The sequence below is a fragment of the Acidovorax sp. JMULE5 genome, from assembly GCF_013376875.1.
GTDB classification, from domain to species: Bacteria; Pseudomonadota; Gammaproteobacteria; order Burkholderiales; family Burkholderiaceae_C; genus Acidovorax; species Acidovorax facilis.
Map to the genome: position 1 here is coordinate 4902153 of NZ_CP035951.1, position 11464 is coordinate 4913616.

The following is an 11464-nucleotide window of genomic DNA, read 5'->3' on the forward strand; positions in this document are numbered from 1 at the left end:
GGGGGATCAGATGTCGGAGGGCTTCACGCGCGGGTCGATCACGGCGTAAAGGATGTCCACCACGAAATTCACGATGACCACCATGGCGGCGAGCAGCATCACGCAGTTGCGCACCACGATCAGGTCGCGGTTGGAGATGGACTGGAAGATCAGCCGCCCCAGGCCGGGCAGGTAGAACACGTTCTCCACCACGATGGTGCCCGCCAGCAGGTTGGCAAACTGCAGCCCCATCACGGTGATTACCGGGATCATGGCGTTGCGCAGCACATGGCCCCAGAGCGCCGCGCGCTGCGACAGGCCCTTGGCGCGGGCAGTGCGCACAAAGTCTTCGCGCAGCACCTCCAGCACGGCCGAGCGCGTAATGCGCGCGAGGATGGCGGCCTGCACCACGGCCAGCGCAATCGCGGGCAGCAGCAGGGCCTTGAGGGCTTCGAGTGGACTACCGCCAGCGTCTTCGGTCCAGCCGGGGAAGCCACCGGCCGAGAACCACTGCAATTTCACAGAGAACAGCAGGATCAGCAGAATGGCGAACCAGAAATTGGGGATGGCAATTCCGATCTGCGCCAGCCCCATCACGCCGACATCACCGATCTTGTTGTGGCGCGATGCTGCATACACACCTGCCACCAGGGCCAGCACGGTGGTGATGACCATGGCCATCAGTGCCAACGGCACCGTCAGGGCCAGGCGTTCCAGCACCAGGTCGAGCACGGGTGAGCTGTAGGCATAGCTGTCGCCCATGTTGCCCACCACCAGCCCGCTCACCCATTGCCAATAGCGCAGGCTGGCGGGCTGGTCCAGCCCCAGCTTGCTGGCCAGCGCGGCCACGGCTTCGGGCGAGGCGTCGGGTCCCATGAGCATCTGGGCGGCGTTGCCCGGCAGGATCTCCAGCACCAGAAACACAACAATGGACGCGCCGATGAGCGTGGCCAGGAGGGTAATAAACCGCTTGAGAAAAAACAGGCCCATGGGTGAGGTGGGTGAGGAGAGGGGTAGGGCGCGCGGGCGTCAAAATTAATGTGTATACACAGCATAACGGTAAAAACATCCCCGTCAGCGGTGGTGGGTTGCAGTGTGGCATGCAAGGCACATGCCACCAGCGCGGGATAATACGGAGCATGAATCGCGCCGCGTACCCCTTCTCCATTGTTTTTGGCCCTGTGCCCAGGGAGGCCGTATGGCGCTGATGATCACCGACGAGTGCATCAACTGTGATGTGTGCGAGCCTGAATGCCCCAACCAGGCCATCTATCTGGGGCAGGAGATCTACGAGATCGACCCGAACAAGTGCACGGAATGTGTCGGGCACTTTGACGAGCCTCAGTGTGTGCAGGTCTGCCCCGTCGCCTGCATCCCCGTGAACCCGCAGCATGTCGAGAACCGCGAAACCCTGTGGCAGAAGTTTCAGCGGTTGCAGGCGCCAGCTTCGAGTTAATTTGTAGTGTTATTGGGCTCTAGCGCTTATCCATCAAGCGCAAGAAGCTATAAAAATAATAGCTATTGACCGAAAGGGATGCGACGGACCGTCGTTACCCAAATCCCTGCCGCGCCGCTCAGTCTTCTGCAGGGCGGGGGGGCTTGGGGCGCGGCGGTTTGGTGGTGTGGATGAGCAAGGTGGCCTTGTCCATCTCGCCCGCCAGCATGGCCGCGTAGGCCTTTAGCGAATGGACGATGCTGTCTTCGATCAGCGTGCGCTGGTCGGGGGATGGCTTTTTGAGCACCCAGTTGGCGACTTCGCTTTTCACGCCCGGGTGGCCGATGCCCACGCGCAGGCGCCAATAGTCGGGGGAGCCGAGCTGACCGTGGATGTCGCGCAGGCCGTTGTGCCCTGCATGGCTGCCGCCGCGCTTGAGCTTGACCTGTCCTGGCGGAATGTCCAGTTCGTCATGCACCACCAGGATTTCTTCGGGCTGGATCTTGAAGAAGCGCGCCAGTGAAGCCACCGACTTCCCCGAGAGGTTCATGAAGGTCTGTGGCTGCAGCAGCCAAACGCTTTGCCCATGCACCGTCGTGCGCGCCACCAGCCCGTGGTAGCTGCGCTCGGGCACCAGCGTGGCCTTGAGTTCGCGCGCCAGCGCATCAATCCACCAGAAACCGGCGTTGTGGCGGGTGGCTTCGTAGTCTGGCCCGGGGTTTCCAAGGCCTACAAACAGCTTGATCATTGGCGGGATTATCGGTGGGTGTGGGGTGGTTAGAGCCAGACGGTTTGCAGATGCGAATGGCTTTGCGCCAATGAAAACGGCCCACACAAGGTGGGCCGTTGAGGGTCAACGCCGCAGGGCGGGCTGACTGGGTGACGTGATCGAGGTCGTTGACCGATTACTTCTTGCCCTTGCCCTTGCCCTTGGCATCGGCAGCAGGAGCGGCTTCGGCAGGGGTCTCAACGACCACCACTGGAGGCACCACGGACACCAGCACGGGGTTGTTGTTCTGGCCGCCACGGATCTTGGCCGTCACGCCCTTGGGCAGCTTGATGTCCTTCAGATGGAAGGAAGAACCCTTTTCCAGCTTGGAGAGGTCCACGGCAATGAATTCAGGCAGGTCCGAAGGCATGCAAGTCACGTCCAGTTCGTTCACGACCGGGTTGACCATGCACTTGTCCACCTTGACGGCATTGGACTCGTCAGCACCGCTGAAATGCAGTGGCACCTTCATGTGCAGCTTGGTCTTTTCGTCCACGCGCTGGAAGTCGATGTGCAGCACGAGTTGCTTGTAGGGGTGGTATTGCACGTCGCGCAGCAGAACCTTGGAGGTCGTGCCAGCCACTTCCATGTCCAGCACGCTGGAGTGGAAAGCTTCCTTCTTGAGGGCGTGCCACAGTGCATTGTGGTCCACCTCGATGAGTTGGGGTTCGGCGGCGCCACCGTAGACGATGCCAGGCGTCTTGCCCGAATTGCGCAGACGGCGGCTCGCACCCGTACCTTGCTTGGCGCGCTCAAAAGCGACGAAGTTCATAACTAGCTCCTGAAAAGGACAGACCGCGACCAGTCTTGCCCTGTTTTAAAAAGGCCCGCGATAGCAGGCCACACTTCGTTCCCGATCCAACAGACAAGCCTCCCGAAGGAGGCTTGGTGTCCTGATCAACCGTCTTTCCAAGCCGAAGGCCTCTTGCGAGGCCCGCGTTTGTCAGAACAGGTTGTCTTGGTCCGAGAACAGACTCATCACCGACTCACCCTTGGCAATGCGCTGGATCGTCTCTGCGATCAGCGGGGCCACGGAAAGTTGGCGAATCTTGGCGCATCCCCGGGCGTTGTCGCTCAGCGGGATGGTGTTGGTCACCACCACTTCATCGAGGGCCGAGCCCTTGGCGATGCGTTCGATGGCAGGACCCGAAAAAATAGGGTGCGTACAGTAGGCGTACACCTTCTTGGCGCCACGCTCCTTGAGCACCTCAGCGGCCTTTACCAGCGTGCCGGCGGTGTCGATCATGTCGTCCATGATCACGCAGTTGCGGCCTTCGATTTCGCCGATCACGTGCATGACTTCGGACACATTGGCTTTGGGGCGGCGCTTGTCGATGATGGCCAGGTCGCAGTTGAGCTGCTTGGCCAGTGCACGGGCACGCACCACGCCACCCACGTCGGGCGAGACCACAATCAGGTCTTCATAGTTCTTCTGGCGCAGGTCGCCCAGCAGCACGGGCGACGCGTAGATGTTGTCCACCGGGATGTCGAAAAAGCCCTGGATCTGGTCGGCATGCAAGTCCATGGTCAGCACGCGTGCTACGCCCACGGCTTGCAGCATGTTGGCCACCACCTTGGCGGTGATAGGCACGCGCGTCGAACGCGGGCGGCGGTCCTGGCGGGCATAGCCGAAATAGGGGATCACGGCGCTGATGCGCTCAGCCGATGCACGCTTGAGCGCATCGACCATGATCAGCAGTTCCATGAGGTTTTCGTTGGTGGGGGCGCAGGTGGACTGCACCACGAAAACATCGCGTGCACGCACGTTCTGCTTGATTTCAACGGTGACTTCACCGTCGGAGAATCGACCCACGTCAGCCGCACCGAGAGTGGTGCCGAGGTGTTGGGCTATTTCAGCTGCCATGCCAGGATTGGCATTGCCGGTGAAAACCATGAAGTCGGGGTGGTTGGCTTGCATGAGCGTCCCAGCAGTCTGAAATAAAAGCCCGTACGCGGAAAGCGTTTGGCAGGGGAAGAAGGATTCGAACCTTCGCATGCCGGAATCAAAATCCGGTGCCTTAACCAGCTTGGCGACTCCCCTACACAGGTCAACTACCGAAGGCAGCTAACCTTAATTCTTGCCTGATGCCCAACCTGCCAGAGGATGGACCATCAGATTTTCACATTCCTTAACTTGCCAGCCCTGTGGGGCTCCACTCAAGTCAACTGCATGTGACATATGCGCAAACACTGCACTTCCTGAGCCTGTCATCCTGCCTTGCAATCCTCGGACATCGAGCCATTCAATGGCTTCGGTAACCTCGGGGCAAAGTGCCTGGGCAACTGGCTGCAAGTCGTTTCGACCGAAGTCAAAGTGTGCTGCAGCAAAGCCTAAGATTGTAGCACTATCTGAATCGCGTTTCAAACTTGGTGACGAAAAAATTGCTTTTGTCTCCAAGCCTGCAGCGGGCTTCACGATGGCAAAGCGCGCTTGCGGTAGTTGCTGTGCTTTCTCAAGCGGCGTGATTGTCTCACCAATTCCTGCGACCCAGGCGTTGTGGCCGCGTAAAAAAAATGGAATGTCTGCACCGAGCTTCAGGCCAATAGCTTCCAGTGCCGATTGCGACAGGTTCAGACCCCACAACCTGTTAAGAGCAAGCAGGGTGCTGGCTGCATCGGAAGAGCCACCACCCATGCCCGCCTGGGAGGGGATGTTTTTCACGACGCCAATGTGTGCACCCTGGGTGCAGCCGGTGGCTTGCTGCAGTGCGAGCGCGGCCTTGATCGTCAGGTCTAGCTCCGGCAGTGCCGTGCCCAGGTCTTCGCGTGTGATAGCGCCACCGGCGCGGCGCTCAAAATGGAGGGTGTCGCACCAGTCGATCAACATGAAGACCGACTGCAGCAGGTGGTACCCGTCCGCGCGTTGGCCTGTGATGTGAAGGAACAGGTTGAGCTTTGCCGGAGCCGGCACGTCATACAGGGATTGCATGGCAACGAATTGGGCGCGTGAGGAAGGCGGCTAGCGGGTCAGTGCGATGCGCAAAGTGGCCTGGGGGGCGGGGTCGTCGCGGTGTGCCACCAGTCGCCCCTGTTCCAGGGCCGAAAGATCGGCCCTCCAACCTGGCACAGTGGTTTGTACACCCTTGAGCCAGGCGAACAGGGCGGCCACGGGGATGCGCGTGCCCGTCACATCCTGCAGCAGTGCGTCGAGCGAATCAGAGGTCCGCGATTCCTGCGCGCTGGTCAGCTGTGCATGGCCATCTTTCCATTCCAGCTGTGCGATGCGGCTGCCGAGCGGGCTGATCAGTGCAAGCCCCCCGGTCTGTGCATTGCCCCGCAGTTCAAATATTGCAGAGAACGACTGCGATGCCTGTCCTTCGACCTGCAGGGCGATACGCCCATTCCAGGCATCTTCTTCGCCTGCAGGTACCTGTGGCGGCTGCGCGCAGCCGACCAGCCACAGTGCGCAGGCCACCCACAACAGCAGCCCGGCGAGACGTGGGCCGACCGTGAGGCGCGCAACGCGTTGAAAAGGAGTTCCTGAACCACCGTACATCAAAGGCTCACCCCAAGGCGCTTCAGCGTTTCTTTCAGCGTTTCATTGTCAGGGCTTGTCCGTGCGCCTTCTTTCCAGACCTTGAGGGCAGCTTCCTTGTCACCCAGGCTCCAAAGCACCTCACCGAGATGCGCTGCGATTTCTACATCCGGGCGAGCTTTGTAGGCGGTTTCCAGGTGCCGCTTGGCCTCTGCCTTGTTGCCCATGCGAAATTCCACCCAGCCCAGACTATCGGTAATGAAGGGATCGGAGGGGGCGAACTCCATAGCTTTCAGAATCAGCTGTTTGGCTTCGTCCAAGCGCACGCCCCGGTCTGCCAATGAATAACCGAGGGCGTTGTAAGCATGGTGGTATTGAGGCTTCTGGGAAATCACCTGCCTCAGCAGTTTCTCCATAGTCTCCGGGTGACCCGCTTTTTCGGCCAGCATGGCTTGGTCATACAACAGTTCGGCGTCATCAGGTGCGAGCGCCACAAGCTCGCTCTGGACTTGGTAGGCTTCCTGGTAAAGCCGCAGGTCACGCAGTAGCTGCACCTCGGCCAGCAGCTTCATGCGTTTGTCGTCAGCAGAGGTTCCTGGCAGGTTTCGCAGCAGTTCCCGCGCCTGGGCCACTTTGCCCTGCCGTGCCAGCAGGGACGCGCGGCGGCTTTGCGCACTGAAGGCTTCGTCCACGTTGTCGATGCGGTTGAGCCACGCTTCTGCAGCGGCAAAATCGCCCTTCTTCTCTGCGAGCTGTGCGGACAGTAAATAGGCTTGCGTAAGCCCTTTCTGGCGCACTTCAGGATCGGTGGCGGCGGAGGTGAGCTCCATGAAGCGCTGCAGTGCACTCTCTGCAGCGGAGAGCCTGTTGTCTTGCAACTGCAGGGTGGCCAGCACCAGCCAGGCCTCTACCAAGTCCGGTTTCTCTTTGGTGACGTATTCCAGTTGACGGGCAGCATCGGGGTAGCGCTGCAAGCCCAAAAGAACCCGCGCATAGCCCATTCGCAACTCTGGCACGGGTTGTTTGGCAAGTGCTTGTGTTACCAGTGGTTCGGCCTCGGGGGTGTTCTCTTCCATCAGCTCCAGCGCCAGCCTGGCGGCCCCCTCGTTAGCGTCGTCAAGGGCCTGCGCGCGCCGAGCGGCATCCAGTGCCCCCGATTTATCACCCGCCGCGAGGCGAAGGCGACCCAGGGATACCCAGGCCACAGGGCCGGTGGCAGGGTGGGAAAGCTCGTCCACGAGGGCGGCTTCCACCACCTTCGCTGCCAGCGCCTTGTCGCTGGCACGCCCATACATCTGGGGCAGTGCAGACAGGGTCGAAGCCTTTGCGCGGGGGGATGATTGGGCGAGTTCCTGGCGCAGTAGATCGGGTGTTTCGCCAATACGGTTCAGAGCAACAAGAATTTGCAGCACATAGCGATTCGCCTCGCGCGACTGTGGCAGGGCCTCTTTCCATGCCTTGGCAGCTGCCAGTGCATATTCACCCGATCGTGACTGCAAGGCGATATCTGCGGCCCTTTGGTAGAGTTGGCCATCTGCGCTGCGGCGTGCAGCCTCCAGCATGAAGGCATAACCAGCACCGGGGTCGCCTGTCCGGGCGCTGATTTCGCCCAGGAAAATCTCGTAGAACAATTCAGCATCCAGTGCCGGGTTGGATACCACTGGAGATTCATCTGTGGCGGGGCGGCTGTCACTGCCGGTCTGTTGTGCCCATGCTGAGTGGGCGGATACCGCGATCACGGTCGTCAATGCGGCAATCCGAAAGCTGTGAAATAGCACCATCGGGTCATAATAATCCATGCCTGTTAACCCATTGCCGGGGTCTTTGTATGCCTGAGTTGCCCGAAGTGGAAGTGACCCGCCGCAGTTTGGTTCAGGCCATCACTGGCGCCCGCATTGAGGCGGTCACGCTCGGCAAACCCTTGCGCTGGCCTCTGGGGTGCGCGCCACAGACTTTGGTGGGGCAGCAGGTGATGGGCCTGCGCCGCCGCGGGAAATATTTGCTGGCCGATACCAGTCGAGGAGTTCTGCTCGTGCATCTTGGGATGTCGGGCAGCCTGCGCTTCAGCCAGGGGTTACCAGCGGCCGGAGTCCACGATCACTTTGACATGCTGACCAGCCAGGGAACGCTGCGGCTGCACGATCCGCGCCGATTCGGTGCCGTGGTGTACGTTCATGGGGAACAAGACCCTGTTGCAACCAAGCTTCTGGGCGGGCTGGGAATGGAGCCGCTGTCTGACGGATTCTCTCTTGCTGTTTTCCAGGCTGGTCTGAAAAAGAGCCAGATGCCCATCAAACAGTTGCTCCTGGCTGGCCGACTGGTGGTGGGGGTTGGCAATATCTATGCGTCAGAAGTGCTTTTTCTGGCTGGAATCCGTCCCACAACGAGTGCGTCTCGTATCGGGCCTGCGCGGGTGCTCAAATTGCACGCTGCCATTCGGTCTGTATTGGCGCGGGCCGTGGATATGGGGGGCAGCACGTTACGCGATTTTTCCAATGCAGATGGAATGGCAGGCCACTTTCAGACCCAGACCAACGTTTATGGACGCGATGGAGCGCCGTGTCATGTTTGTGGCACTTCGGTAAAGGTGCTGCGCCAGGGGCAGCGGAGCAGCTATTTTTGCCCTATGTGCCAGCGGCCTTGAATCAGGTCAAGCACCAATTCGCCGTGGCATGACGGCCCACGAGCGGTCGATGCTATATTTTGTGTATGCCTGCCCTGCAGGCCATTCTTAGATCTCTGGGAGCAAAGTGGGACCTTCATTCAACGAACAGTTCGACCAGCATGGTGCCTGGCGGCGTGAGTTCGCCCAGCAACTCAAGCGGCTGGCCGAGTGGATGTCCTCGCACGAACTCATGGACGCAGCCGTCCAGGAGCGGCTGCAACGCCTGGAGGAGCAGGTTCGCAGCGACAAGGTCATGGTGGCGTTTGTTGCCGAATTTTCGCGCGGCAAATCTGAGTTGATCAACGCGATCTTCTTTGCAGACTATGGCCGCCGCATCATGCCTGCGAGTGCAGGGCGCACCACCATGTGCCCCACCGAACTTGGGTACGACGCCAGCGTGGCGCCCAGCCTTCGTCTGCTGCCCATTGAAACCCGACTGCAGATGCAGAGCTTGGCGGAGTGGCGGGTTAAAACGGACCGGTGGCAGGAGATCCCCCTGGATGTCGGAAACGCGGACCAGATTGCCAAGGCGCTCGAAAAGGTGGCCGAAGTACGAAAGGTCAGCCTGGACAATGCGCGTTCATTGGGCTTTTGGCACGATGATCTGACCGATGAAAACCCTGTGCCTGATGCCCAGGGCTTAGTGGAGGTGCCCATGTGGCGCCACGCCCTCATCAATATTCCCCATCCTTTGCTGAAACAGGGGCTGGTGATTCTGGACACGCCAGGGCTGAATGCCGTGGGCGCTGAGCCGGAACTTACCGTCAACCTGATTCCGCAGGCGCATGCGGTGGTCTTCATTCTGAGCGCTGATACCGGAGTTACCCGCTCTGATTTGTCCATCTGGCGCGAGCACCTGGCCATTTCGGCGGACAGCATGGATGCCCGGCTGGTGGTGCTCAACAAGATAGACACCTTGTGGGACACGCTCAATTCTGCAGAGCAGGTGCAGGCGCAGATGGAGCGCCAGTGCAGTACGTCTGCAGAAATGCTGGGTGTTCCGCTGGACAGGGTTGTGCCCGTGTCTGCGCAGAAAGGGCTGGTCGCCAAGATCACTGCTGATGATCTACTGCTGGAGACCAGCGGCCTGCCTGTTCTGGAAGAGGCGCTGGCCAAAGGAATCATGGGGCGGCGGCAGTCTATTTTGCGGGCGGCTGTGGCCAACGGCGTGGCCAGTTTGCGCACGGAGACTTCTCGGGTCATCAATATCCGACGCCGAGATCTTGACGACCAGATGGCCGAATTGCGAAGCCTGCGCGGCAAGAATGCGTCTGTGATCGAATCGATGCGGCACCGCATCGAACAGGAACAGCGGGAGTTTGACCTGAGCACTTCCAAAATCCAGGCGGTGCGTGCGGTCCACCTGAAGCTGCTTCGAGATGTATTTCAGCAGTTGGGCGCCAAGGCGCTCAAAGTCGAGCTTTCTGAATTGGCGCAGACCCTGCAGCAAAAAGGGCTCAAGCTGGGTGTGAAGAAAATCTATCTTCAGACTTTTGACAAGTTGCGCGGTACGCTGGACAAAGCACAAGCGTCAGGCACTGAGATTCAGGCCATGTTGGGTGGCACCTTCAGGCAACTCAATGCCGAGTTTGGCTTTTCTCTGCAGGTCCCTTCGCCTCCGCAACTGGAGCACTTTACGCACGATCTGAATCAGATCGAACAGAGCCATCTCCAATACCTCGGCATGGGTAACGCGCTCAAGCTGGCACAGCCCGAGTTTGCGGAACGTCTGGTCCGGGCCCTGGCCATGCGTTTGCGTACCGTGTATGAATCGGCCGCGAACGATCTTGAACTGTGGAGCAAATCTGCTACGGCCCAACTGGATGCGCAGCTGCGTGAGCGTCGCCGTAGTTTTGCGCGTCGCATCGAGGCTGTGGATCGCATTCAGCAGGCTGCCAGCGGTTTGGTGGAGCGCATTGCGGAAATTGAAGCGAGTGAGGATGAGTTGGTCCAACTGGAGCAAAGGCTGCAGGAGCTGACCTCCCAGCTTGTTGCTCTGCCCGGTCTTGACTCCGTGACCTCGGGTAGCCATCTGGTATCTGCATGAGCGACGGTGGGCGGGAGGATGTGGCTGGGCTCGTGGTCGCATGGCAGGCGTCTCATGGCCGCAATCACCTGCCTTGGCAACAGACGCGCGATCCGTACCGGGTCTGGCTGTCCGAGATCATGCTGCAGCAAACGCAGGTTACGACGGTGCTTGACTACTACGCGCGCTTTCTGGAGCGTTTTCCCGACGTAGTGGCCTTGTCGCAGGCAGAGCAGGACGAAGTGATGGGTCTCTGGAGCGGGCTGGGCTACTACACCCGGGCCCGCAACCTGCATCGCTGCGCCCAGCAGGTTGTGGCAGAGCATGGAGGTGCCTTTCCTCGCACCGCCGAGATGCTGGCTACCTTGCCGGGGATTGGTCGCTCCACCGCTGGAGCGATTGCCGCATTCTGTTTCTCTGAACGCGTGCCTATTCTTGATGCCAACGTGCGCAGGGTTTTGACGCGTTTGCTCGGCTTTGAAAAGGACCTCGCGTCGTCGGGAAACGAGCGTCTGCTCTGGAAGGAGGCGGAGTCACTGCTGCCGCAGAAAAATCTGCTTACGGCCATGCCCCGCTATACCCAGGGACTCATGGATCTGGGAGCGTCGATTTGTACGCCACGATTGCCACGCTGCGACCGGTGTCCTTTGGCGGGCCGCTGTGTGGCCCTCAAAGACGGAGATCCACAACGCTACCCTGTCAAGACGCGCAAGCTGGCACGCCGGTCTGAATCTTGGCAGCTAATGGTTCTTCGAAATTCCGCTGGGCAGGTGTGGTTGCAACGTCGCCCCTCTGCTGGGATATGGGCTGGCATGCATTGTGTGCCGGTCTTCGCCGACGGCGCCTCTTTGAACGGATATGTCAAATTCCTGGGTGATGCTTCTCGCATTGCCTGCAACGAACTCCAGCCTTTTCTCCATGTGCTGACGCACAGGGATTTGCACCTTCACCCCGTGTTGGTCACGGGGGAGATTCCGGATCAGCCCACTGAAGAAGGGGCGTGGTTTGGGGTCAATGAGTGGTCCTCTATCGGCCTGCCTGCCCCCATCCGCAAGCTGCTTGATTCGACCCAAGCTCAGTTGTGGTGAGCGTACCCGGGCTTTGTTGCGCAGATA

The 11464-nt window shown here is 60.0% G+C and carries 11 protein-coding genes and 1 tRNA gene; 4 read left to right on the forward strand and 8 right to left on the reverse strand.

All coding sequences use genetic code 11. The annotated features are described in order from the left end of the window. Positions 1–6 precede the first annotated feature (6 nt). Positions 7–969: an ABC transporter permease gene (locus tag EXV95_RS22335; RefSeq protein ID WP_176888549.1), complete on the reverse strand. Its 963-nt coding sequence runs from the start codon at positions 967–969 to the stop codon at positions 7–9. A 208-nt stretch (positions 970–1177) separates the two neighbouring features. Between EXV95_RS22335 and EXV95_RS22340 the strand changes: the two genes are divergently transcribed. Further along, entirely contained in the window at positions 1178–1435 is a 258-nt protein-coding gene (locus tag EXV95_RS22340) for a YfhL family 4Fe-4S dicluster ferredoxin (protein ID WP_055399073.1), read from the forward strand. Between the two features lie 118 nt (positions 1436–1553). Here EXV95_RS22340 and pth read toward each other — a convergent pair whose 3' ends face one another. From pth to EXV95_RS22375, 7 genes are all read right to left on the reverse strand, one after another. Continuing rightward, positions 1554–2162, reverse strand: coding sequence for an aminoacyl-tRNA hydrolase (gene pth, locus EXV95_RS22345; RefSeq protein ID WP_176888550.1), 609 nt, complete (start codon positions 2160–2162; stop codon positions 1554–1556). A 157-nt stretch (positions 2163–2319) separates the two neighbouring features. Next, positions 2320–2955 (reverse strand): 50S ribosomal protein L25/general stress protein Ctc, encoded by a 636-nt coding sequence (locus tag EXV95_RS22350; protein ID WP_176888551.1) that lies wholly within the window; start codon positions 2953–2955, stop codon positions 2320–2322. Between the two features lie 171 nt (positions 2956–3126). Beyond that, positions 3127–4101: a ribose-phosphate pyrophosphokinase gene (locus EXV95_RS22355; RefSeq protein ID WP_055399067.1), complete on the reverse strand. Its 975-nt coding sequence runs from the start codon at positions 4099–4101 to the stop codon at positions 3127–3129. Positions 4102–4147: 46 nt separating this feature from the next. Beyond that, positions 4148–4224, reverse strand: a tRNA-Gln gene (locus EXV95_RS22360). Between the two features lie 30 nt (positions 4225–4254). Beyond that, the gene (gene ispE, locus EXV95_RS22365) at positions 4255–5112 is read right to left on the reverse strand and encodes a 4-(cytidine 5'-diphospho)-2-C-methyl-D-erythritol kinase (protein WP_176888552.1); all 858 of its coding nucleotides are present in this window, start codon (positions 5110–5112) and stop codon (positions 4255–4257) included. A gap of 30 nt (positions 5113–5142) precedes the next feature. After that, positions 5143–5679 (reverse strand): lipoprotein insertase outer membrane protein LolB, encoded by a 537-nt coding sequence (locus EXV95_RS22370; protein WP_176888553.1) that lies wholly within the window; start codon positions 5677–5679, stop codon positions 5143–5145. Continuing rightward, positions 5679–7457, reverse strand: coding sequence for a tetratricopeptide repeat protein (locus tag EXV95_RS22375; protein ID WP_176888554.1), 1779 nt, complete (start codon positions 7455–7457; stop codon positions 5679–5681). The genes EXV95_RS22370 and EXV95_RS22375 overlap by 1 nt, the downstream gene beginning before the upstream one ends. A 29-nt stretch (positions 7458–7486) precedes the next feature. On the opposite strand from EXV95_RS22375, the gene mutM reads away from it, so the two are divergent. The 3 genes from mutM to mutY all read left to right on the forward strand — a co-directional run bounded on the left by mutM (position 7487) and on the right by mutY (position 11437). Beyond that, positions 7487–8302 (forward strand): bifunctional DNA-formamidopyrimidine glycosylase/DNA-(apurinic or apyrimidinic site) lyase, encoded by an 816-nt coding sequence (mutM, locus tag EXV95_RS22380; protein WP_176888555.1) that lies wholly within the window; start codon positions 7487–7489, stop codon positions 8300–8302. 106 nt (positions 8303–8408) lie between these two features. After that, positions 8409–10370, forward strand: coding sequence for a dynamin family protein (locus EXV95_RS22385; protein WP_176888556.1), 1962 nt, complete (start codon positions 8409–8411; stop codon positions 10368–10370). Continuing rightward, on the forward strand, positions 10367–11437 hold the full coding sequence (gene mutY, locus EXV95_RS22390) for an A/G-specific adenine glycosylase (RefSeq protein WP_176888557.1): 1071 nt from the start codon (positions 10367–10369) through the stop codon (positions 11435–11437). The genes EXV95_RS22385 and mutY overlap by 4 nt, the downstream gene beginning before the upstream one ends. Positions 11438–11464: the final 27 nt, after the last annotated feature.